Source organism: Aestuarium sp., from assembly GCF_023253315.1.
Taxonomy (GTDB): Bacteria; Pseudomonadota; Alphaproteobacteria; order Rhodobacterales; family Rhodobacteraceae; genus Marivivens; species Marivivens donghaensis.
On the sequence record NZ_JALRGW010000027.1, the window covers coordinates 12,817 to 34,139 of the forward strand.

21 protein-coding genes and 1 pseudogene are annotated in these 21,323 nt (G+C 55.4%); 14 read left to right on the forward strand and 8 right to left on the reverse strand.

Annotated features, from left to right (window positions below):
* The first annotated feature begins 2 nt into the window (after nucleotides 1–2).
* The 8 genes from AC1QQ2_RS12065 to hslV all read left to right on the forward strand — a co-directional run bounded on the left by AC1QQ2_RS12065 (nucleotide 3) and on the right by hslV (nucleotide 11,014).
* Nucleotides 3–1,571: a PAS-domain containing protein gene (locus AC1QQ2_RS12065; RefSeq protein ID WP_479713319.1), complete on the forward strand. Its 1,569-nt coding sequence runs from the start codon at nucleotides 3–5 to the stop codon at nucleotides 1,569–1,571.
* A 41-nt stretch (nucleotides 1,572–1,612) separates the two neighbouring features.
* On the forward strand, nucleotides 1,613–2,071 hold the full coding sequence (gene tsaE / locus AC1QQ2_RS12070; RefSeq protein WP_479713320.1) for a tRNA (adenosine(37)-N6)-threonylcarbamoyltransferase complex ATPase subunit type 1 TsaE: 459 nt from the start codon (nucleotides 1,613–1,615) through the stop codon (nucleotides 2,069–2,071).
* The gene (locus AC1QQ2_RS12075; RefSeq protein WP_479713321.1) at nucleotides 2,013–2,969 is read left to right on the forward strand and encodes an aminoglycoside phosphotransferase family protein; all 957 of its coding nucleotides are present in this window, start codon (nucleotides 2,013–2,015) and stop codon (nucleotides 2,967–2,969) included. Before tsaE ends, AC1QQ2_RS12075 begins: the two co-directional genes overlap by 59 nt.
* Nucleotides 2,966–3,634 carry a nucleotidyltransferase family protein gene (locus AC1QQ2_RS12080; RefSeq protein WP_479713322.1) on the forward strand — a complete coding sequence of 223 codons (669 nt, stop codon included), beginning with the start codon at nucleotides 2,966–2,968 and terminating at the stop codon, nucleotides 3,632–3,634. The genes AC1QQ2_RS12075 and AC1QQ2_RS12080 overlap by 4 nt, the downstream gene beginning before the upstream one ends.
* Nucleotides 3,624–6,608, forward strand: a complete 2,985-nt coding sequence (gene addB / locus AC1QQ2_RS12085; RefSeq protein WP_479713323.1) for a double-strand break repair protein AddB — start codon at nucleotides 3,624–3,626, stop codon at nucleotides 6,606–6,608. Before AC1QQ2_RS12080 ends, addB begins: the two co-directional genes overlap by 11 nt.
* Complete coding sequence (addA, locus tag AC1QQ2_RS12090; protein ID WP_479713324.1) at nucleotides 6,605–9,973, forward strand: double-strand break repair helicase AddA; 3,369 nt, start codon at nucleotides 6,605–6,607, stop codon at nucleotides 9,971–9,973. Before addB ends, addA begins: the two co-directional genes overlap by 4 nt.
* Before the next feature lie 53 nt (nucleotides 9,974–10,026).
* Complete coding sequence (gene trxA / locus AC1QQ2_RS12095; protein ID WP_067552369.1) at nucleotides 10,027–10,347, forward strand: thioredoxin; 321 nt, start codon at nucleotides 10,027–10,029, stop codon at nucleotides 10,345–10,347.
* 109 nt (nucleotides 10,348–10,456) lie between these two features.
* On the forward strand, nucleotides 10,457–11,014 hold the full coding sequence (gene hslV, locus AC1QQ2_RS12100; protein ID WP_105236200.1) for an ATP-dependent protease subunit HslV: 558 nt from the start codon (nucleotides 10,457–10,459) through the stop codon (nucleotides 11,012–11,014).
* Here hslV and AC1QQ2_RS12105 read toward each other — a convergent pair whose 3' ends face one another.
* Entirely contained in the window at nucleotides 11,015–11,269 is a 255-nt protein-coding gene (locus AC1QQ2_RS12105; protein ID WP_479713325.1) for a BrnA antitoxin family protein, read from the reverse strand. It lies immediately after the preceding gene.
* Nucleotides 11,270–11,381: 112 nt separating this feature from the next.
* On the opposite strand from AC1QQ2_RS12105, the gene hslU reads away from it, so the two are divergent.
* Complete coding sequence (hslU, locus tag AC1QQ2_RS12110; protein WP_249946582.1) at nucleotides 11,382–12,683, forward strand: ATP-dependent protease ATPase subunit HslU; 1,302 nt, start codon at nucleotides 11,382–11,384, stop codon at nucleotides 12,681–12,683.
* A gap of 2 nt (nucleotides 12,684–12,685) precedes the next feature.
* Here hslU and AC1QQ2_RS12115 read toward each other — a convergent pair whose 3' ends face one another.
* The 3 genes from AC1QQ2_RS12115 to AC1QQ2_RS12125 are packed head-to-tail and all read right to left on the reverse strand — an operon-like array spanning nucleotide 12,686 to nucleotide 14,966.
* Nucleotides 12,686–13,279, reverse strand: coding sequence for a Smr/MutS family protein (locus AC1QQ2_RS12115; protein WP_479713326.1), 594 nt, complete (start codon nucleotides 13,277–13,279; stop codon nucleotides 12,686–12,688).
* Nucleotides 13,279–14,253 carry a murein transglycosylase A gene (mltA, locus tag AC1QQ2_RS12120; RefSeq protein WP_479713327.1) on the reverse strand — a complete coding sequence of 325 codons (975 nt, stop codon included), beginning with the start codon at nucleotides 14,251–14,253 and terminating at the stop codon, nucleotides 13,279–13,281. The genes AC1QQ2_RS12115 and mltA overlap by 1 nt, the downstream gene beginning before the upstream one ends.
* 56 nt (nucleotides 14,254–14,309) lie before the next feature.
* The gene (locus AC1QQ2_RS12125; RefSeq protein WP_479713328.1) at nucleotides 14,310–14,966 is read right to left on the reverse strand and encodes a Tim44/TimA family putative adaptor protein; all 657 of its coding nucleotides are present in this window, start codon (nucleotides 14,964–14,966) and stop codon (nucleotides 14,310–14,312) included.
* 105 nt (nucleotides 14,967–15,071) lie between these two features.
* Here AC1QQ2_RS12125 and AC1QQ2_RS12130 point away from each other — a divergent pair, with 105 nt between their 5' ends.
* Together AC1QQ2_RS12130 and secB are read left to right on the forward strand one after the other, a co-directional pair.
* On the forward strand, nucleotides 15,072–15,545 hold the full coding sequence (locus AC1QQ2_RS12130; protein ID WP_105236195.1) for an FxsA family protein: 474 nt from the start codon (nucleotides 15,072–15,074) through the stop codon (nucleotides 15,543–15,545).
* Nucleotides 15,546–15,619: 74 nt separating this feature from the next.
* On the forward strand, nucleotides 15,620–16,117 hold the full coding sequence (gene secB, locus AC1QQ2_RS12135) for a protein-export chaperone SecB (RefSeq protein WP_249946586.1): 498 nt from the start codon (nucleotides 15,620–15,622) through the stop codon (nucleotides 16,115–16,117).
* Here the strand turns inward: secB and dnaQ are convergent.
* Genes dnaQ through AC1QQ2_RS12155 form a run of 4 tightly spaced genes read right to left on the reverse strand, consistent with a single transcriptional unit; the run spans nucleotide 16,110 to nucleotide 18,856 of the window.
* Entirely contained in the window at nucleotides 16,110–16,847 is a 738-nt protein-coding gene (gene dnaQ, locus AC1QQ2_RS12140; RefSeq protein WP_479713329.1) for a DNA polymerase III subunit epsilon, read from the reverse strand. The genes secB and dnaQ overlap by 8 nt on opposite strands.
* Nucleotides 16,840–17,433, reverse strand: a complete 594-nt coding sequence (gene coaE / locus AC1QQ2_RS12145) for a dephospho-CoA kinase (protein WP_479713330.1) — start codon at nucleotides 17,431–17,433, stop codon at nucleotides 16,840–16,842. Before coaE ends, dnaQ begins: the two co-directional genes overlap by 8 nt.
* Entirely contained in the window at nucleotides 17,430–18,260 is an 831-nt protein-coding gene (locus AC1QQ2_RS12150) for a shikimate dehydrogenase (RefSeq protein ID WP_479713331.1), read from the reverse strand. The genes coaE and AC1QQ2_RS12150 overlap by 4 nt, the downstream gene beginning before the upstream one ends.
* Complete coding sequence (locus AC1QQ2_RS12155; protein WP_479713332.1) at nucleotides 18,257–18,856, reverse strand: Maf family protein; 600 nt, start codon at nucleotides 18,854–18,856, stop codon at nucleotides 18,257–18,259. Before AC1QQ2_RS12155 ends, AC1QQ2_RS12150 begins: the two co-directional genes overlap by 4 nt.
* Nucleotides 18,857–19,254: 398 nt before the next feature.
* Between AC1QQ2_RS12155 and AC1QQ2_RS12160 the strand changes: the two genes are divergently transcribed.
* The 3 genes and pseudogenes from AC1QQ2_RS12160 to AC1QQ2_RS12170 form a co-directional block, all read left to right on the forward strand.
* Entirely contained in the window at nucleotides 19,255–19,731 is a 477-nt protein-coding gene (locus tag AC1QQ2_RS12160) for a CopD family protein (protein ID WP_479713333.1), read from the forward strand.
* Between the two features lie 111 nt (nucleotides 19,732–19,842).
* Entirely contained in the window at nucleotides 19,843–21,114 is a 1,272-nt protein-coding gene (rho, locus tag AC1QQ2_RS12165) for a transcription termination factor Rho (protein WP_067552437.1), read from the forward strand.
* A 22-nt stretch (nucleotides 21,115–21,136) separates the two neighbouring features.
* A pseudogene (locus tag AC1QQ2_RS12170) lies at nucleotides 21,137–21,323 on the forward strand (tRNA uridine-5-carboxymethylaminomethyl(34) synthesis GTPase MnmE); the annotation flags it as partial.

A 21,323-nucleotide genomic window follows, 5' to 3' on the forward strand; every position in this document is an offset into this window, starting at 1 on the left:
CGATGTCGGGCATGTATCTTTTGGGGCTCTGCCTCATCTCTGTCGCGGCGGCGGGAATGATCGTTGCCGTTCTGGCGCGGTTCTTGGATCAGAAAAACCAAAGTGCGCGCGCCATGATCCGCGAAGCCGAAGATGAGATCGTGTTTCTCTTTGACGAAACGCAGTTAATTGACGCGACACCGTCGGCACGTGCCCTCTTGCGCCGAAGGGCAACAGAGAAAACGGATTGGGATCGCTTCCTCGGTTTCTTTGCGTCGAATTTTCCGCAACTCAGGACAACAATGTTGTCGATCCAATCAGGTGGGTCAAAGGTGCTGACATCCCCCTCAGACCCAGATTTACGACTAGAGGTCGAACTATGTGACGGGATCATCCGCGTCACATATCAAGAAGGATATCGACGCCGAACTGCCGTCGATATCGCGACACTCACTTCGATTGAGGACGAGCTTCATACCCTGCGGGGAATGGCAGAAAGCGCGCCCCAATTGATCTGGAAACAGGATGACACTGGGACAATCACTTGGGCCAACCGCAACTACCTCGACCTCGCCGCGCAGGTGGCCGGCTGTGCAGAAACAGATATCCCACCATGGCCACCTGCGAAGTTGTTTTCTAACCTCGACGCCCAAGACGACCTTATCCCAACACGTCACAGCATTGATCTGGGCACTGGTCGGCCGCCAAAATGGTTTGAAGTCACCAAGGCACATCGCAACGCCGAAACGATCCACTTTGCCGTCGATGTTACTAGGGTGGCGAAAGCCGAAGAAACCCAGCGAAGCTACGTGCAAACCTTGGTCAAAACCTTTGCCCAATTGTCCGTGGGTTTGGCCATTTTCAACAGCGACCGCGAATTGATCGTGTTTAACCCCGCCCTTCACGATCTGACCGAAATCCCTGCCGATTTCCTAGCTGTTCGGCCCAAACTGCACACCTTTTTTGACAAGCTTCGGGACCAAAAGAACATCCATGTTGCAGCAGATAAGCGATCATGGCGCGATCAGATTGTCTCGCTCGAGAAGGAAGCCAAAGCAGGCCTGTATTCGGTGAATTGGGAACTGCCCAACGGCCAAGTGTACAGAATTGTCGGACGACCCCATCCTGACGGTGCATTGGCATTTCTCGTTGAAGACGTAACCTCTGAAATCTCTCTCACTCGGCGATTTGAGGCGCAGATCGAAACAGGCCAGGCCGTCATGGATAGCCTCGACGACGCAATCGCGGTCTTTTCGGCGGCTGGAACTTTGGTCATGTCGAACCAAAGCTATCATCAGCTTTGGCACTACACAAAAACTGCGCCCTTTGTTGGGTCTACGCTACTTGATGAATCGCGCATTTGGCAGGATGCCACTGCCCCAACACCGATCTGGACGAGGCTGCGCGAAGATGGTGGCCCTAGCCAATCTTCTCAGGTCTGGAGCGATACCATTCGCCACAATGATGGTCGATTGCTGGAATGCAGCACCCGCCCTATGCCCAACGGTGCGACGCTCGTTCGGTTCCGTCACACGGGCGATAGCAAGTCTGGGCGCGAAGCCGTCATCGCACTTTGGGCGGCACAGGGTTGATTGCCTCTTGCGAGTGCACCACCAACCCTTAGTTTGGGGGTATGACATTTACCAAAGGCCCTGTTTTGCTACCGTCCGAAGAGGACACCGATGCGCTCGCACAGCGGATCGCACCGATTTTGCGAGCTGGCGATGTATTACTCCTCGAAGGGGACATCGGCGCTGGCAAAACCGCTTTTTCACGTGCCCTTATCCGCGCCCGCCTTGGCTACGAAGAGGACGTACCGTCGCCAACCTTTACATTGGTTCAAACCTACGAGGACGACGTCGATATCTGGCACTGTGACCTCTATCGACTTAGCCACCCCGATGAGGCGATCGAGCTTGGTCTAGACGAAGCATTCGAAACCGCGATTTGTCTGATCGAATGGCCGGATCGGTTGGCCGATCTTGCGCCAAAATCGGCTCTAACGTTGCGGTTTGTGGCCGCCGATCCGCACCATGTCACGTTTGTTGGCCCTGCTGATTGGCAAACACGTTTGGGCGCAATCGATGTCTGAGGTTTCTGCATTTCTCGACGGGACTCGTTGGCAAAACTGGCACCAAACGCCTGTCGCGGGCGATGCCTCTGCACGTAGTTATCGACGACTCACCAGTCCCGATGGTGACAGCGTGATCCTGATGATCGCGCCGCCCAGAACTGGTGAAGACCTCGCGCCGTTTCTGCGCATCGCAACCCACCTCGCAGGCATTGGGCTATGTCCGCCAGAGATCCTGAAATGCGATGAAATGGCAGGCCTCGCGATCATTGACGATCTCGGCCCTCGTCACTTTGCCGATTGGATTGCGGCGGGTGATGCCGATGAGCTGACCCTGTATCAAGCCGCTGCGGACTGTATCCAAAAAATCGGCGCGTCCCCTGCCCCAGCCGGTCTGAAAACGATGACGCCCGAAGTCGGCGCTGACATGGTTGGGCTTTATTCCGAATGGTTCGCGCCCAGCGCTGATGGATTGAAAATCGCCGTTGCAATGAAGGCCGCGTTAGAGCGTTTGGTCCCGCACCCCTACACCCTGTCGCTACGGGATTTTCACGCCGAGAACCTGATTTGGCGTCCCGATAATCAAGGCACAGATCGCGTCGGCCTCCTTGATTTTCAGGACGCATTTTTGGCGCACCCTTTATATGATCTCGTGTCGCTACTGCGCGATGCGAGGCGGGACGTATCTGATCGCACGGTTGAAGCACTGACCAAAGACGTCGATATGGCAGCGTTTTCAACGATCGCTGTGCAGCGAAACCTCCGCATCCTCGGTATTTTCGCTCGACTGGTGCGGCGTGACAAAAAGCTGAAGTATCAGCCGCTGATCCCGCGCGTGATCGACCACCTAAGACGCGATCTGGCTCATCCAGACTTACGCGACCTTTCCGATTTGATCCTTCCGGACCTTACCATATGACACCCAAATCCGCTTTGTTCTTTGCTGCTGGCCTTGGCACCCGAATGGCGCCGCTGACCAACGACAGGCCCAAGCCGATGGTGAATGTTGCGGGCAAGCCGCTCTTGTTTCATGCGCTCGATCTGGCGGAGAGGCTCACCCGCGTAGTGAACGTGCATTATAAGGCCGAACAAATCCGCGATGCCGTCCCAGCCGACGTTCACATCTCGGACGAAACTGACCTTCTGCGTGAGACTGGCGGCGGTTTGAAACATGCCTTGCCGTTGCTCGGTGATGGGCCAGTTTTCACGATGAACACCGATGCGGTTTGGCGCGGCGACAACCCCTTTGACACGCTGCGCCAACATTGGCGCGATGACATGGACGGTTTGCTTTTGCTCGTCAGCAAAGACAATGCGCTGGGCCACTCGGGTCAGGGTGATTTCTTGACTGATGAGGCAGGGCGAATTCGCCGTGGCGCTGGCGCGATCTATACGGGCTGCCAGATCATTCGGACAACTGATCTGTCGGAGGTCAAGGAACAAAAGTTTTCGATGTGGGAACTCTGGAACCGAATGCTTGCCCGAGGCACGCTCTATAGTGTCGAATATAATGGTAAATGGTGTGACGTTGGCCGCCCCGAAAGCATCGCGGTGGCCGAAGGGATGTTAAGTGATGATGTTTGAGCCAACCGATAAGCCTCGCATTTTTGGCCTGCCCCCTGGGGTGGATTTCGCGGACTCCCTGACCAAAGGCGTAACGGAGCGGCTGCGTGGGATGCCGCCCGAAGAGGTCGCCAAGGTTGAGATTTTCCTGAACACACGTCGCATGCAGCGCCGAATGCGCGAGGTTTTCGACAATGGTCCTGCGGGATTGTTGCCACGACTGCGTTTGGTCACTGATCTCGCCCGTGATCCCGTCGCAATTGACGTGCCGCCACCCGTTGCGAGCCTGCGTCGTCGGTTGGAATTGGCACCGTTGGTCGGCGCTTTGTTGGACAGTCAGCCCGATTTGGCGCCGCGTTCGGCGCTTTATGCGCTCTCTGATAGCCTCGCCAAACTGATGGACGAAATGCATGGCGAAGGCGTTGATCCGCAGACAGTGCTAGACCTCGACGTGACTGATAGGTCGGGCCATTGGGCGCGTACCCAAGAGTTCATCGGCATCGTTCTTAAGTACTTCGATTTCGCCCAAGAACCACCCGACGTCGAAGCCCGCCAACGGATGGTGATCGAACGCCTCATTGCACGCTGGTCTGACAACCCTCCAACGCACCCAATCATCATCGCGGGTTCGACAGGCTCGCGTGGCGCAACTGCGATGTTGATGGAGGCCGTATCACGCCTGCCCCAAGGCGCGGTTATCCTACCCGGTGTGGATTATGACATGCCCCCCCCAATTTGGGACGCCATGACCGACCGACGACGGTTTGAGGACCATCCCCAATACCGCTTTAAACTGCTGATGGAGCGGCTAGACCTTTCGATTTCGGACATACGGCCTTGGGACACGACCGAAGTGTTTAGCGCAGCGCGTAATCGGGTGATTTCGCTATCGCTGCGCCCTGCCCCTGTGACCGATCAATGGCTGACTGACGGCAAAGAGTTGGGCGACCTACCCAGCGCGATGGAGAACGTGACCTTGGTCGAGGCGCCCTCTCCAAGATCAGAGGCCGAAACGATTGCGTTACGGCTCCGCGCTGCAATGGACGAAGGGATAACGGCCGCGCTGATCACTCCCGACCGAATGCTCACCCGTCAGGTGGCGGCGGCATTGGATCGCTGGAACGTGGTTCCAGATGACTCTGCGGGTCAACCTTTGCACCTTTCTGCGCCAGGGCGGTTGCTGCGTCAGGTCGCTGGTTTGCGTGTCGATCAAATCACGGGCGAAAGCCTCCTCGCGCTGTTGAAACATCCGCTAGTGTCATCGGGCGGGAACCGTGGCGACCATGTCCGTCTAACCAACGAACTAGAGCTCTCAATTCGCAAGAAAGGTCCAGCCTATCCAACCGGTGCCGACCTGCGCGGGTGGGCAGAAAAGGACGCTCAGAAAGACTGGGCCGAATGGATCGCGGGGTTGCTCGATCAAATCCATAGCGGGCCAAAGCCTGACGATGATCTGCCGCTACCCGACCACGTAGCGCAGCATCTCGTGCTGACCGAAGCCTTTGCCGCTGGCCCGCTCGCTGGCGAAAGTGGGCTCTGGGACGAGGCTGCCGGTCGTAAGGCTAAGGCGGTGATGGCTGATCTTACGCTGCACGCCGAACACGGCGGCGCATTGTCGGCGCGCGATTATAGCGGGATCGTAGGGTCGATTTTGTCAGGCGCCGAAGTCCGCAACCCCGACATCAGCCATCCGAACATCCTGTTTTGGGGGACCCTTGAAGCCCGCGTTCAAAGCGCCGACTTGGTGATTTTGGGCGGAATGAACGATGGCACGTGGCCTGAAACACCGACGCCTGATCCTTGGTTGAACAGGGATATGCGGCTGAAATCGGGTCTATTGCTGCCCGAACGCCGCATTGGTCTGTCCGCGCATGACTATCAGCAAGCCATCGCAGCCAAGGAAGTCTGGATCACCCGTGCAGCGCGATCCGAGGAAGCCCAGACCGTGCCATCCCGCTGGGTGAACCGATTGACCAACCTGCTCGACGGTCTTGCGGATCAGTCTGGACCCGAGGCGCTAAAGGCGATGCGAGAGCGCGGGTCGAAGTGGATCAAAACCGCCGAAGCCATCAGCGCGGCCGACAAACCACGCGGCACTCCTGCGCCCCGCCCATCGCCCTGCCCACATGTCGAGGCTCGGCCCAAAGAGCTATCTGTCACACAAATCCAAACGCTGATCCGCGATCCCTATGCAATCTACGCGAAAAAGGTGCTTGGGCTTTATGCGCTGAACCCTCTGGTTCCCACGGCGGATGCCCCGTTGCGCGGTAACATCATCCACGACGTCCTGCAGAAGTTCATCAGCGAGGACCATGATCCCGCCACTCCTGCGGCGCGTGATCGTTTGATGCAACTCACCAAAGACGAACTAGAGGCGCAATGTCCTTGGCCTGCGACACGGCGACTTTGGTATGCGCGGATGGACAGCGCTGCGGATTGGTTCCTCTCGACCGAAGTTGACCGTCGAAAACGCGGTGCGCCAGCGAAGCTCGAGGCGTGGGGGGAAATCACACTGCCCGACCTCGATTTCAAACTCAAAGGCAAGGCCGACCGTATTGATAAGACCGACGACGGTCGGGTCATCCTTTACGATTACAAAACGGGCACCCCGCCGAGTGAGAAACAGCAGCTCTACTTTGACAAACAGCTTATTCTTGAGGCGGCCATGGTTGCGCTGGGCGCGTTCAATGACATTGGCCGCAAAGAGGCCTTGGATGCGGAATTCATCCCAATCAAAGCGGGCGCAAAATCGGTGCGTGCGCCCATTCTGACGGATGCCTCCCCGAAGAAGCGCAAAGATGCGATCGAAGATTTGTCTGTCGATGATGAATGGACGAAATTCCAACTCCTGATCAAAGCCTGGACCGATCCTGCGCGGGGATACACGGCGATGATGGCCGCCGAAACCTCGGCCTATGGCAGCGATTACGATCACCTCGCGCGATATGGTGAGTGGAACCTGAGCCAAGCCCCCAAAGCGGAGGTTCTGAAATGAAGGACGACGCAACACTTCGCCAAATTGCCGCCGCCAATCCACGGGCATCGACTTGGGTTTCGGCAAACGCTGGGTCGGGCAAAACACGGGTTCTGACGGACCGCGTGGCGCGGCTGCTCCTCGATAAGGTCGATCCCTCGCATATTCTGTGTCTGACCTACACCAAGGCCGCCGCGGCTGAGATGCAGAACCGTCTGTTCAAGCGCCTCGGCGAATGGGCCATGATGCCCGACGACAAGCTGCGGCAGGACTTACTCGATATGGGTGTCGAAGGTGGCCTGACAACCGAAGAGCTCGCTGACGCACGTCGTCTGTTTGCGACCGCGATCGAGGTTCCGGGTGGGCTCCGTATCCAGACAATTCACTCGTTCTGTTCGTCGATCCTGCGCCGCTTCCCGCTAGAGGCTTCCGTCTCTCCGCAGTTTGCAGAGATGGAAGATCGCGCGGCAGAGCTACTGCGCGCCGAAGTCCTCGACCAAATTGCAGAAGGCCCTGACGCCCATGTTATCGACGCCGTGGCCAAGCACGTATCCGACGATCAGCTGATGGCACTGGCCAAGGATGTGCTGCGGTTCAAGGACGACTTTCAACGTGATGTGACCCGAGATGATCTGGCGGTTGGGTTTGGCTTGCCCGCAGGCGCACAGCCATCTGACGCGATCTCAATCGCTCTGATCGGAGGCGAAGATGCGCTTGCGGAAGAGATCGTTCAATGCGCGGCTTCAACGACCGATACCTACAAGAAATTCGCAGCGACGCTGAAGTCGCTCGACTACAAAAATCCCGATTTCACCCTTCTTTCGACCCTGTTCTCCGAATTCCTATACGCGGGTAAGAACACATCAAAGTCGGTCAACTACCCCCAGTCAAATCACACAAAAGCGGTCGACGCTTTCGCCCCCGTGATCGACGATCTTCATGCATGGATGGATCGAACGGCCGCTGCCTTCCAACACCTCAAGGCCTGTGCTGCGCTCGACCGCACCGTGCTTCTCTACGATTTTGCGAGAGTATTCATCCCTGCCTATGAGAACCGCAAGGTTCAGCGTGGCTTACTCGATTTCGACGATCTTATCCTAAAAACGCGTGACCTTTTGAAACGGTCGGAAGTGGCGGAATGGGTGCTGTTCAAACTGGACGGCGGGATTGACCACATTCTGGTGGACGAGGCCCAAGACACCAGCCCAGCGCAATGGGATGTGGTTAAGGCACTAGCGGGTGAATTTGCCGCCGGCGAAGGCGCGCGTGCCGATCAACAACGCACCATTTTCGTGGTTGGTGATAAAAAGCAGTCTATCTATTCGTTCCAAGGTGCGGACCCCGAGAAATTCGACGACATGCGCCTGTATTTCGATGCGGCTCTGGAAAACACAGAAACGCCGCTGATCACGACAGAGCTTCAGTTTTCGTTCCGATCCTCTCACGCGATCCTGTCGTTCGTGGACCACGCGTTCACTGGCGATTTGGCCGAAGGTCTCAGCGATGAGGTGATCCACAGCGCCTTTAAGTCCGAGATGCCGGGGCGCGTCGATCTCTGGCCGTTTGTGGAGAAAACCGAGAAGCCAGAAAAGAACGATTGGCACGATCCGCATGACCTCGTCAGTGATGAAGAGGCCGATGTTCAGCTGTCTCAACGCATCGCACAGAACATTAAGGTGATGCTGGAAACAGAGACTATTCCGGCGGAAAACGGCAAAACAGGCACCTATCATCGGCGCCCTGTGCGGCCTGGTGACATTCTGATCCTCGTCCAGCGGCGTAAAACTTTGTTCAACGAGATCATCCGCGCGTGTAAGGATTTGAGCCTGCCGATCGCGGGCGCTGACCGATTGATCCTGAATGATCAGTTGGCGGTCAAAGATATCCTCGCGCTCCTGCGCTTTGTCGCTTTGGCAGAGGATGACCTGTCGCTTGCGGCGGCACTGAAATCGCCGCTTTTTGGCTGGTCAGAGCAGGACCTCTTTACCCTCGCCTATGGTCGTAAAGGGTATCTTTGGGAGGCGTTGCGCGACCAAACCGAACAGCACGGAAAAACGCTCGCCGTTCTGCATGATCTGCGGAACAGCGCTGACTTTTTGCGGCCCTATGATCTGATCGAACGCATTCTAACACGTCATGGCGGTCGCAAAGCGCTCGTTCGGCAATTGGGGGCCGAGGCTGAAGATGCCATCGACGCACTGTTGTCTCAGGCGCTTTCTTACGAACAAGGCACGGTGCCGAGCCTCACGGGTTTCCTGCACTGGATGGAGGCCGAAAACGTCACCGTAAAGCGGCAGATGGACGGCGACAGCGACGAAATCCGCGTGATGACCGTTCACGGGTCCAAAGGCCTCGAAGCGCCGATTGTAATTTTGCCAGAAACCCAGACGCGGGACGTCAAAGCGCGTGGTAGTATTCTGAAGTCTGAGGTCGGACCCATTTGGCGACCGCTGAGCGAAGAAACGCCAGAGGCCATCGCGCCACTTATCGACGATGCAAAAGCTGCCGAAATCCGTGAACGTCGACGGCTGCTCTATGTGGCGCTAACGCGGGCCGAGAAATGGCTCATTCTTTGTGGCGCTGGTGATGTCAAAGACAACACAGAGGCATGGTATGACATCGTTGGTTCAGCGATGGAGCATATGGGCGCTGAGACGGTGCGATTCGGTGGAATGGATATTCTCCGTTATTCTGTGCACGATTGGAGTGGTTTAGAACTTAATTCTAAACCCGAGGAACCTAAAGCAACCATCACTATTCCTGATTTGCCAGTCGTCGACGCACCCCCACAACGCGCCTCAACGATTTCTCCCTCTGATTTGGGCGGCGCAAAAGCGCTCGCAGGGGAAATCATAGACGGGGATAAAGAAGTGGCGCTTGCCCGCGGTCGCATGGTTCACATGCTGCTCGAACATCTGCCGAGCCACCCCGAATCTGAACGCCTTCGGATCGGTCAGGCGCTTATGTCAGGCGATGAGGACATTGGTTTAGTCGAGGATCGCGATAAACTTCTCAATGATGTGATCGCGATGTTGGGCAATCCTGATTTGGCTCCTGTTTTTGCGTCCGATACACTGGCTGAGGTCGAAATCACCGCTGAATTGTCTGAGCTCGGCGGACGAATTCATGGTGCAATCGACAGGCTGATCATTTCCAAAGATCGCGTAACCTGCGTGGATTTCAAAACAAATCGCATCGTGCCCGAACAGCCCGAGCAAACCCCCGAAGGTGTCTTGCGCCAAATGGGGGCCTATCACGCGGCACTATCGCAGATCTATCCTGATCGTCAGATAGACTGCTCGATCCTATGGACGGCGACAGGAAAACTGATGAATTTGCCATCTGAAATTGTCATGGCGGCGTTGCGTCGCGCCGCTACGCCTTGACCATCTGTTGGGGTCTGCATACCTTCTGCCCCGACATCCTGTAGGAGAGACAAATGGCCACCGTAGCTGTCACCGATGCAACTTTTGACGCCGAAGTGCGTCAGTCCGATATTCCCGTCGTCGTAGACTTCTGGGCTGAATGGTGTGGCCCGTGCCGCATGATCGGCCCCGCTCTCGAAGAGCTGTCTGCTGAAATGGACGGTAAAGTTAAGATCGTCAAAGTGAACGTAGACGAAAACCCGAATTCCCCTGCTCAGCTGGGTGTGCGCGGTATTCCGGCTCTGTTCGTTTTCAAAGGCGGCGAAGTTGTCGCCAACAAAGCAGGCGCTGCGCCGAAAGCGGCACTGCAGGCTTGGATCGAAGACTCGATCTAATCCAACCGACTATCCTTTCGAAAGGGCGCCCTAACCGGCGCCCTTTTGCGTTGCTCTTGTTCCGATGCGCCCTGCCCGCCATATAGGAACAAACGACAGGAGGCCCGATATGGCAGAGAGCGAATTCCCCGGATGGCACGGCACGACGATTATCGGTGTGCGCAAAGGCGGCGAGGTTGTCGTCGCGGGTGACGGTCAGGTGAGCCTCGGTCAAACCGTTATCAAAGGCACCGCACGCAAAGTACGCCGTTTGTCCCCCGGGGGTCAGGACGTTGTATGTGGCTTTGCTGGATCAACAGCGGATGCGTTTACTCTGCTGGAACGGCTTGAGAAAAAACTAGAGGCGACACCCGGTCAATTGATGCGCGCCAGCGTGGACCTCGCCAAAGATTGGCGGACGGATAAATACCTCCAGAAACTCGAGGCGATGCTCATCGTCACGGATGGTAAAGATTTGTTCGTGATAACTGGTGCGGGTGACGTTCTGGAACCAGAACACGACGTGGCCGCAATTGGCTCTGGCGGGAACTTTGCCCTCGCTGCAGCGCGAGCAATGATGGACACCGATAAAGACGCAGAGACCGTTGCACGGGATGCGATGGCGATTGCCGCTGACATCTGCGTTTATACCAACGGCAAACTGACTGTCGAAAAAATCAAAGCCTAATCAGCGTTTATGAGATTTCATATAGGCCCGCAGGACAGCGTTCATGCGGGTCTGATACCCTTTTCCCCCTGATTTAAAAAACTCCAACACGTCCCGATCGACACGCAGGGAAATGGCCTGTTTGGGTTCGGGAAGGTCGAGGGGGCTATCTTCCCAACTGGATACCTGCCGTGCGTTCTCTTCGTTCGTACGCGGACGCACAGGCGACGTGACGCGCCGAACCATGATCTTTTTCTTCGGTAGGTTCTCGGTCATCTTTCGTCCTCCGATCACAGGTTATCACGTATATATACAAATCCAACACGACAGTGCGGGTTGGTTTTTGCCGCTCAGATGCCTAGATCGGAAGTGTTGAAAAGAGGACACCATGACAGACCTTACCCCGCGCGAGATCGTATCCGAGCTTGATCGTTTTATTATCGGCCAGAATGAGGCCAAACGCGCCGTTGCCGTTGCGCTTCGCAACCGTTGGCGCCGCAAACAATTGGGCGATGATCTGCGCGATGAGGTCTACCCAAAGAACATCCTGATGATTGGACCGACTGGTGTTGGCAAAACGGAGATCAGCCGCCGTCTGGCAAAACTCGCCCGCGCGCCGTTCATTAAGGTCGAAGCCACAAAATTCACCGAAGTCGGTTATGTAGGCCGCGATGTGGAACAGATCATCCGCGATCTGGTTGATGTAGCTATCCTGCAAACCCGTGAATTCATGCGCGAGGACGTTCGGGCAAACGCGCAGCGCGCTGCCGAAGAGCGCGTGATCGACGCGATTGCAGGGACCGAGGCTCGCGATGGCACTCGCGAGGCGTTCCGCCGCAAGCTCCGCTCGGGCGAGTTGGATCAAACCGTTATTGAGTTGGAAATTCAGGACACATCAAACCCAATGGGTGGTTTTGAAATCCCTGGTCAGCCTCAGATGGGCGGAATGATGAACCTCGGTGATCTGTTCGGTAAGGCGTTCCAGCGATCAGTGAAGAAAAAGCTCACCGTGGCTGAGAGCTATGATGTTCTGGTGTCGGAAGAAGCGGACAAACTGCTCGACGACGAACTGGTTAAGAAAACCGCGATTGAAGCTGTTGAGCAAAGCGGCATCGTGTTCTTGGACGAAATCGACAAGGTGTGTGCCCGTGCAGACGCGCGCGGTGCTGACGTGAGCCGCGAAGGCGTGCAGCGCGACCTGCTTCCGCTGATCGAAGGCACGACGGTGTCGACCAAGAACGGTCCCGTTAAGACCGACCACATCCTGTTCATCGCGTCGGGAGCGTTCCACGTCGCGAAACCGTCGGACCTGTTGCCCGAGTTGCAGGGTCGTTTGCCGATCCGCGTCGAGTTGAATGACCTGACCGAAGGTGACTTCGTTCGTATTTTGACGGAAACGGACAATGCGCTGACACTGCAATATTCGGCTCTGATGGGCACAGAGGACGTCACCGTCGAATTCACCGAGGATGGGATTGCAGCGATCGCGAATATCGCAGCAACGGTCAACAAATCGGTCGAAAACATCGGTGCGCGGCGTCTCTACACCATCATCGAGCGGGTATTTGAAGAACTGTCCTTCAACGCGCCAGATCGGTCGGGTGAATCCGTGAAAATCGATGCGGCCTATGTCGAAGCGAACGTCGGTGAGTTGTCACGCTCCACCGATATGAGCCGCTACGTCCTCTAACCCTAGCGCGTACGCCGCAGGTAAACGTAATACGCGCCATGCCCACCGTGTTTGAGGTGGGCAGGCGTAGTCTGCAGAACCAACCGCCCCAACGGCGGCAGACGGAGCCACTGTGGTACTTGATGCCTCAGAACGCCCATGCGCGTTGGGATCGGACCGCCTTCGTCACGATCCTTGCCTTTCCCCGTGATAACCAAGACCAATCGATGCCCTTTCTCATGCGATGACAGGATGAAGTGGGTCAGCTCACCATGCGCCTCGTTTAGGGTCATGCCATGCAAGTCGATCCGCGCATCTGGGGAAAGTTTGCCCTTGGTCATCTTGCGGTGGGTTTTGTGGTCCATCGAAACGGGCGCAGCGGCTAGGGCCTCGTGAATCGGGGCGGCGATGTTGTGTTTTGGTTTTAGATCCACCTTTGCCCCAACCCGAAACCGAGGGATCGGCGCGGGTGCTGGAACAGGCTGATGAGACGGAGCCCTAACAGGTTCATCGGGCGCAACTGTCGGGGCCTCAGGTGCTATACGCGTTGTAGTGCGAGCCACCTGATCCCAAAGAGCTTTTTCCTCAGCCGTTAGCTGACGGCGACGGCGGGCCATCAGATGACCTCAGGGACCAATGCATAGGCCATCTGGATCGGCAAAAGCATGATCATACGACCCGTATCCTTTATTTCGCCCGCTTCCAGACCAGCTTCAACACCCGTGCCGATAAAAATATCGGCCCGCTGTGCACCCTTGATCGCAGAGCCTGTGTCTTGGGCGATCATCAAACGGTTCATCGGATTTGCGCCGTGACGTTCGATCCACACAGGTGCGCCAAGCGTCGTGTAGGCTGGATCAACAGCGATAGAACGCATTGCCGAAATGGACCTGTTCATTGCGCCAAGAGGTCCTTTTTCAGCGGGAACCTCGGTCACGTTGCGGAAAAACACGTAGCTTTCGTTGGTCCAAAGGAGAGCGCGGCCTTCGTCTGGGTTATTGCGGACCCAATTCCGAATGACCGTCGCGCTGACCTGATGTTCGCTATAGATGCCACGGCGGATCAGTTCCTGACCGATTGACGAATAGGGGCGTCGGTTGTTCCCTGCATATCCAACCCGGATCACTGAACCGTCTTGGAGGCGAATACGACCTGACCCCTGAACCTGCAGAAAGAACCGATCAACGGGATCGGCAAGCCACGCGATCTCAAGCCCTTGGGACGCTAGAGCGCCGTTCTCTTCGATCTCTTGGCGCGTCAACCAAGGACCAGTTGGGGGCAGGGCGCGGGGTAGGCGGTAAATCGGGTACCGAAAGGTCGCCGTTCGCTGAAGGCTGCCACGCAGTTCAGGCTCAAAATACCCCGTAAACAGCATCGGTTCACCATCGGTGACCATAACGGGCTTAAAGAACAGCTCGAAAAACCCGCGGGCATCGGACACGTCGTTGGACAGATTACAGAGCGTCGTCCATTCGGGATCGCTCATAAGATCGCAGGTCTCTTTGAACGCAGTAAAGGCAGCGGAATGATCATCCTCTGCCCAACCGTTCAAGTCCGAAAAATCAAGAAGCGTATGGGTCGTTTCGGCCATCGCCGCCCCCGAAAATAGGGTCAGACAGAACGCTATCGCGTGCCCGACCCGCCGCATTATTCACCTGTAGACACAAGGACCCAGTTCGGATCGTTGCTGCCCATAGCGCGTGCAAATGTCCAGACATCGCGCTGACGTTTGGTGCTATTTGGTCCACCTTCGATGATGTCACCAGCCTTATCACGAACTGTGTAAGTGTATTCGCCCGTAAAGCGGATTGCGACTTCGGCTTCTTTGGTATCAGCGCTAAATTCAACGTCCTGAACCGCAATCTCGGAAATCCCGATAAAGGCGGCTTCGACAGTCAGACCTTCGGCCTCACGCGATGCGATCACGTCAGAGAAGGCGTCATAAATGTCCTCGGAAATAAACGGGCGGATCGATGCAATTTCGCCTTTTTCAAAGGCCATGAGGATCATTTCATACGCGCCGCGTGCACCCTGCAGGAACTCGGATACGGTGAAGTCTGGGTCAACACGCTTCATCGCAGCCAAAGCATCAGCCGCTGGGCTAGCTTCGGGAACGTTATCAACGATGTCACGGTCTGGGCCGCCCTCAATCACCTCGAAATTGGCACGACGATCAGGCGCCTCGTTTCGCGTGACGGCAGGTTTTTCAAATCCCTCACGGGTCCCAAGAACGCTGCGCAAGCGTAGGATCAGGAAAACAGCAACGCCAGCTAGGACCAGCAGCTGAATTAGGACTCCGTTCATAAGAAAAACCTCTTGTTCATTGGGTGGGCATTCAAAACGCTACCCACCCGACTTATGTATGGCAGAGGCCCGGTCAAGTCCACCACGGGTCAGAAAGGACTTATAATGTGGCTTTTGATACCTTTTGTTGCCGTTCCGATGATCGAGATCGCGCTTTTCATCTCTGTTGGCGGAGCAATCGGGCTTGCTTGGACGCTTCTCATCGTGCTGGCGACCGCCGTCATCGGTGCGAATTTGGTGCGGAGCGAGGGCGCAAAAGAGCTCGGTAAACTGCGACAGAGCTTTAGCAGCCTCAGTGACCCGTCAGAGTCCTTAGCCAGTGGTGCAATGATCCTGTTTGCGGGGGCGCTGCTTCTGACACCTGGATTTTTCACAGACACCGTTGGGTTCTTACTGCTCATTCCGCAGGTGCGGAGCCGCGTTTTTCAGTATCTGCGAACCAAGGTAAACGTTCAGAAGTTCCAATTCGGTGAGCCGCCGCGCCAACAGCAACGGTATGACGATGTGATTGACGGCGACTTTGAACCTGTTGATCCAGACAAACATCCGACCCATCCATCGGGATGGACACGTCATTAACCAACCCATGAGCATTGAGGGTCTGGTAAAGGCCTGATAGACAATCCCCGACCTTTTAAATGTGGAGTTGCCCGATGGCCGAGACCCAGACCCCCGAAGCGGCGCAGCAGCCGCAAATCAAGAACCGCATCATCGCACAATTCGTGCGTGACATGTCGTTCGAAAACATCCTCGCTCAGAAGGGCGTAAAGGGTGATCCACAGCCAGAAATGGGTGTGAAGGTTAGCCTTGATGCGCGTAAACGTGCAGACAACCAGTACGAAGTCATCACGAAACTCACCGTTTCGTCGAACACCAAAGCGGACAAAGAGCCGCTGTTCCTTCTCGAGCTGGAATATTCTGGTGTGTTCCATATCGAAGGCGTGCCGGAAGACCAGATGCACCCCTACCTGATGATCGAATGCCCACGCCTGACCTTCCCGTTCATTCGCCGCATCGTATCTGACGTCACCCGTGACGGTGGTTTCCCACCGGTGAACCTCGACACGATCGATTTCGTTGCGATCTACCGTGGTGAAATTGCTCGCCGCGTTCAGGCTCAGCAGGCCGAAGCGTCCGCACAGCCTAACTAAGCTTTTTCCAAAGCGCGCTGTCGCCCATCTTACCGACAAATTCGGCGTGGGCGGCAGCTTCTTCCTCAGTGATCCGCGAGGGCAGGGGCGTAGATCGCGGCTTTGGTCGCCAATCGTCCACTTCCGCAACATTTGTTCTGCTCGACGATTGCGACGACGTTGCCAAAGCAAAGTCAGGCTGACGGCCCCCGATCAGTTCGAGATACACATCCGCCAAAATTTCAGAGTCGAGCAACGCGCCGTGGAGCGTGCGGTTAGAGTTGTCGATGCCAAATCGACGACACAGCGCATCAAGCGAGGCAGGCGACCCCGGGAATTTCTTGCGGGCAATCGCCAGCGTGTCCAAAGCCTGATCGTTCGGGATCAACGGCAACCCCATCCAGCCCAGCTCTGCATTTAAGAATTTCATGTCAAAGCTGGCGTTGTGGATGACCAGTTTTGAGTCCTGAATGAAGTCGAGGAATTTCTGGCCGATCTCGGCGAACAAAGGTTTGTCCCGCAGCTTAACCTGCCCCGGTTGCGCCTCTTGCGGCGGTTCAAGAAGGTCAGGACCGATGCCGTGGATCTTGAACGCGTCCATTGGCATGGACCGTTCGGGGTTGATATAAACGTGAAACGTTTTGCCTGTAGGCATGTGGTTCAGCAGTTCGAGACACCCGATTTCAACAATGCGATCCCCACTGTGGGGTTCAAATCCTGTGGTCTCTGTATCGAGAACGATCTCACGCATGGGACTGCCTTGTTTTCAACTCTGCAATCAGGTTTCGCACGGCAGCACGGGTCGCGTCCAGCGTCAGCGTTTCAATGACGTGATCTGCGCGAGCGCGTTTTTCGGCGTCGGGCATTTGCCGCGATAGGATCATTTGAAACTGTTCAGACGACATCGTTCCACGATCCAAAACGCGTTTGGCCTGAACCTCTGACGGGCAGGTCACGACCAACACGGAATCGAGCCACCTATCAGCACCCGTTTCGAACAAAAGCGGGATGTCAAAAACGACGAGTTCAGCCTTATTAGTATCTAAAAACTCTGCTCTGTCCGCTGCAACGAGCGGATGAACAATGGCTTCAAGTTTCGGCAATACCCCCGCATCTTTCGCAATGATCTGCTTGAGTTGATCGCGATCAACAGTCCCATCCACGATGGCATCTGGGAACTCTTGTCCAATCGGCAGAACAGCTGCACCGCCTTTCGCGTAGAGCTTATGTACCGTGGCGTCTGCGTCCCAAACGGGCACGCCTTCATCGCGGAACATGGCAGCCGTCGTGGATTTGCCCATCCCGATTGATCCGGTCAGGCCAAGCTTCCACGTCATGCCAAAATCACACGCCGCGTTTCGTCGTCCACGTCAGGACGATGACCGAACCAGCGTTCAAATCCTGGAACCGCCTGATGAAGCAACATTCCGAGGCCATCGACGGTATGACAGCCAGCCTTTTCGGCCTCATCGAGAAGCGTGGTCCGCAGGGGAGTGTAAACAATGTCGGCGACGATCGTTTTTGGCTTCAGCCCATCAAGGTTCACTTTGAACTCTGGGCCGCCCTTCATGCCCAGCGACGTCGTATTCACCACGGTAGAGGCAGAACCAAGGGTCGCAGCAACCTGCACCCACTCGATGACTTTAATCTTTGCCCCGAAATCGTTTTTCAACGCTTCGGCATTCGTCCGCGTGCGGTTCGCGAGTAGGATTTCAGGAACGCCACTGTCCAAAAGCGCAGTGATCACAGCGCGAGCAGCTCCACCGGCACCAAAGACAAGCGCAGGACCCGCATCAGGTTGCCAGTCTGGGGCACCTTGCCAGATGGAAGCTGTGAAACCGTATCCATCTGTATTGTCGGCGTAGATCTTACCATCACGGAAGGTCAGCGTGTTAGCGGCGCCGATCATTGACGCACGATCAGTCACAACATCAGCAATCTCGATCGCGCGGATCTTATGCGGGATCGTCACGTTGCAGCCAACAAATCCGAGCTTGTGCATATTACGGACGGCAACTTCGAAATCGGCAGCTTCGACGTGCATCGGAACATAATGACCCGCGATGCCGTATTTTTTGAGCCAATACCCATGCAAGATTGGAGACCGCGAGTGCGAAATAGGGCAGCCGATAACACCAGCTAGGGGGATCTTAACGTCGCTCATGCAGGTAGTGCTCCTCGGACGGTCAAATAGTTTAGGAGCTCGATCATCGGGAGACCGAGCACGTTGAAATAATCACCTTCAATGCGCGACATCAATCGCACGCCTTCTTCTTCTAACTTATATCCACCGACTGACCAGCGGACGGACTCCCAATTGCGATCAACGTAATCGCGCAGAAAGTCGTCAGAAAACTCTCGCATCGTTAATCGTACCACGCCGACGTGCCGCCAAAGGGGTTCGCCATCTTTATAGATGACTGCAGCAGAAAGCAGACGGTGCGTTTTGCCGCGCAGGGCGGTTAATTGGGCGAGGCATTCGGCCGAGTCGACAGGTTTTGACATCACCGAGCCATCTAAATCCAAGACCTGATCACAGCCAATCACCAATGCCCCGTTGGCCTTTAGGCTCACCTTTCGGGCTTTAGCTTCGGCAAGGAAATCTGCAATATCACGAGGCGATGCTTCTTCTGCTTCTAACGAGGCGCGGATCATCTCTTCGTCGACACGGGGCTTTTCTGTTGTGAAAGGAACCCCTGCGTTGCGCAGCAAGGTTGCCCGAATTTCAGAGCTGGATGCGAGGATGATAGGGTCAGCCATGTGGATAAAACCGCGGATAAACCGATGAGAGTTTGGGTGTTCTTTGGGGAGTTCTTAGGGCTTGACGGCGCTGGGGGCAAATAGCCTGTAATTCATTCCCGATTCCAGCACAGTTCACCAAGATGGGGATAGGATAACTTTGCCATGTGAAACGCAGAGCAAGAATCGACAAAGGACTCCGACAGCTCCAAGAGTCAATTTGGCGCATGATGCGTTAAACTCTTATTAAACATAGTTAATTTTTATATCCACAGATGATTTCAACCTTGTGGATGCCTGTGAGTATCTGGATAAACTTGGGGAAAATTGCGAATAGCTGTGTTATCCACAGTACTACAATCAAAATCCTTTCTTCTTTCTTTATTTATTTAAGTAAGAAGACCTAAGAGAGGCAAAGAATGATCGATTGGATTCAAGACACTCTAAGCGCGTCCTATTTTTGGACAAAGAGCCTGCACATCGTTTCGGTCATGTCTTGGATGGCTGGGCTGTTCTATCTACCACGTTTGTATGTCTATCACGTTGAAGGCCTGAAAAAGCAGGGCGTCGAAGCGGATAGCGATATGGACAAGTTGTTCCAGCATCAGGAACGGCTTTTGCTAAGAGCAATCATGAACCCCGCGATGATTGCCACATGGATTTTTGGTCTGATGTTGGTTTTCACGCCCGGTGTCGTCGGCTGGAACATGATCTGGCCGTACACAAAGGGTGCATCGATCATTGCTATGACATGGTTCCATCACTGGCTTGGCTATCGTCGCAAGGACTTCATGAACGGGAAAAACACACTGACAGGGCGTCAGTATCGTTTGATGAACGAAGTTCCGACCGTTCTGATGTTGATCATCGTCTTCTCGGTCATCTTTAAATTCTAAATTTGACTCCAACGCAGTCCTGCGCGTAATAGAAGGGCCCTTTCGTCCGAAGGGGACTCTGTCTGTAAAATTTACCAATATGCCGGCCGGATGGCCGCGAAAGGGTTTGTCATGTCGCAAGACCGCCTGAACCTTGCCGATCTCAAGGCGAAAAGCCCCAAAGACCTGCTTTCTGTTGCTGAAGAGCTGGAAATCGAAAACGCATCAACCATGCGTAAGGGCGATATGATGTTCTCGATCCTGCGTGAACGCGCGGATGAGGGCTGGATCATCGGCGGCGATGGCGTGTTGGAAGTTCTGCAAGACGGTTTCGGGTTCTTGCGTTCGCCAGAGGCAAACTACCTGCCTGGTCCTGACGATATTTACGTCTCTCCTGACATGATCCGCCAGTTTTCGCTGCGCACTGGTGACACCGTTGAGGGCGTGATTAAGGAACCGAACGACAACGAACGCTATTTCGCGCTCACCAGCGTTGAGAAAATCAACTTTGAAGACCCTGAAAAGGCGCGTCACAAAGTTGCATTCGACAACCTGACGCCACTTTACCCCGATGAACGCCTGAAAATGGAGATCGAAGATCCGACCGTTAAGGATCGTTCGGCTCGTATCATCGACCTCGTTGCGCCGATAGGTAAAGGTCAGCGTTCGCTGATCGTGGCTCCGCCGCGTACTGGTAAGACGGTATTGCTGCAAAATATCGCGCACAGCATCGAAAAGAACCACCCTGAGTGCTATCTCATCGTTCTGCTGATCGATGAACGCCCAGAAGAAGTTACCGACATGCAGCGCTCTGTACGTGGCGAGGTGGTGTCGTCGACCTTTGATGAACCCGCATCCCGTCACGTTGCCGTATCCGAGATGGTCATTGAGAAGGCAAAGCGCCTCGTGGAACACAAACGTGACGTTGTGATCCTGCTCGACTCCATCACGCGTCTTGGCCGTGCGTTCAACACGACCGTTCCATCGTCGGGCAAAGTTCTGACAGGTGGTGTCGATGCAAACGCGCTGCAACGACCGAAACGGTTCTTCGGTGCGGCACGTAACATCGAAGAGGGTGGTTCGTTGACCATCATCGCGACTGCGCTGATCGACACAGGTTCGCGTATGGACGAGGTCATCTTTGAAGAATTCAAAGGTACGGGTAACTCTGAGATCGTTCTGGACCGCAAGGTTGCTGATAAGCGCGTCTTCCCAGCGATGGATATCCTCAAGTCTGGTACCCGTAAGGAAGATCTGCTCGTGGATAAGGTTGATCTACAGAAAACCTATGTTCTGCGTCGTATCCTCAACCCGATGGGCACGACCGATGCGATTGAATTCCTGATCGGTAAGCTGAAACAAACCAAATCGAACGCTGACTTCTTCGATTCAATGAATAGCTAATCCCCACAAGGAGGATTTGGTTATGGACACGATCTATGCCCTGGCCACGGCGTCGGGCAAAGCAGGCGTTGCTGTCATCCGGATTTCGGGCGCTCTCGCGTTTGAAGCTGGACGGCGGCTTTGTCGTGATTTGCCGCATGGCCGCGGATTGCGTCGGATCGTGGACGGGCAGGGTGATCTGATCGACGAAGCCTTGGTTCTGACCTTTG

Excerpts from the sequence above, each read along its gene's own strand:
- hslU (WP_249946582.1), top strand. The coding sequence starts at position 11,382 with ATGACAGACCTTACCCCGCGCGAGATCGTATCCGAGCTTGATCGTTTT.
- AC1QQ2_RS12125 (WP_479713328.1), bottom strand. The coding sequence starts at position 14,966 with ATGAACGGAGTCCTAATTCAGCTGCTGGTCCTAGCTGGCGTTGCTGTT.
- AC1QQ2_RS12130 (WP_105236195.1), top strand. The coding sequence starts at position 15,072 with ATGTGGCTTTTGATACCTTTTGTTGCCGTTCCGATGATCGAGATCGCG.
- AC1QQ2_RS12150 (WP_479713331.1), bottom strand. The coding sequence starts at position 18,260 with ATGAGCGACGTTAAGATCCCCCTAGCTGGTGTTATCGGCTGCCCTATT.
- AC1QQ2_RS12155 (WP_479713332.1), bottom strand. The coding sequence starts at position 18,856 with ATGGCTGACCCTATCATCCTCGCATCCAGCTCTGAAATTCGGGCAACC.
- secB (WP_249946586.1), top strand. The coding sequence starts at position 15,620 with ATGGCCGAGACCCAGACCCCCGAAGCGGCGCAGCAGCCGCAAATCAAG.
- AC1QQ2_RS12080 (WP_479713322.1), top strand. The coding sequence starts at position 2,966 with ATGACACCCAAATCCGCTTTGTTCTTTGCTGCTGGCCTTGGCACCCGA.
- mltA (WP_479713327.1), bottom strand. The coding sequence starts at position 14,253 with ATGGCCGAAACGACCCATACGCTTCTTGATTTTTCGGACTTGAACGGT.
- trxA (WP_067552369.1), top strand. The coding sequence starts at position 10,027 with ATGGCCACCGTAGCTGTCACCGATGCAACTTTTGACGCCGAAGTGCGT.
- AC1QQ2_RS12105 (WP_479713325.1), bottom strand. The coding sequence starts at position 11,269 with ATGACCGAGAACCTACCGAAGAAAAAGATCATGGTTCGGCGCGTCACG.
- rho (WP_067552437.1), top strand. The coding sequence starts at position 19,843 with ATGTCGCAAGACCGCCTGAACCTTGCCGATCTCAAGGCGAAAAGCCCC.
- coaE (WP_479713330.1), bottom strand. The coding sequence starts at position 17,433 with ATGACGTGGAAGCTTGGCCTGACCGGATCAATCGGGATGGGCAAATCC.
- AC1QQ2_RS12115 (WP_479713326.1), bottom strand. The coding sequence starts at position 13,279 with ATGGCCCGCCGTCGCCGTCAGCTAACGGCTGAGGAAAAAGCTCTTTGG.
- AC1QQ2_RS12065 (WP_479713319.1), top strand. The coding sequence starts at position 3 with ATGTCGGGCATGTATCTTTTGGGGCTCTGCCTCATCTCTGTCGCGGCG.
- dnaQ (WP_479713329.1), bottom strand. The coding sequence starts at position 16,847 with ATGCGTGAGATCGTTCTCGATACAGAGACCACAGGATTTGAACCCCAC.
- hslV (WP_105236200.1), top strand. The coding sequence starts at position 10,457 with ATGGCAGAGAGCGAATTCCCCGGATGGCACGGCACGACGATTATCGGT.
- tsaE (WP_479713320.1), top strand. The coding sequence starts at position 1,613 with ATGACATTTACCAAAGGCCCTGTTTTGCTACCGTCCGAAGAGGACACC.
- AC1QQ2_RS12160 (WP_479713333.1), top strand. The coding sequence starts at position 19,255 with ATGATCGATTGGATTCAAGACACTCTAAGCGCGTCCTATTTTTGGACA.
- addB (WP_479713323.1), top strand. The coding sequence starts at position 3,624 with ATGATGTTTGAGCCAACCGATAAGCCTCGCATTTTTGGCCTGCCCCCT.
- AC1QQ2_RS12075 (WP_479713321.1), top strand. The coding sequence starts at position 2,013 with ATGTCACGTTTGTTGGCCCTGCTGATTGGCAAACACGTTTGGGCGCAA.
- addA (WP_479713324.1), top strand. The coding sequence starts at position 6,605 with ATGAAGGACGACGCAACACTTCGCCAAATTGCCGCCGCCAATCCACGG.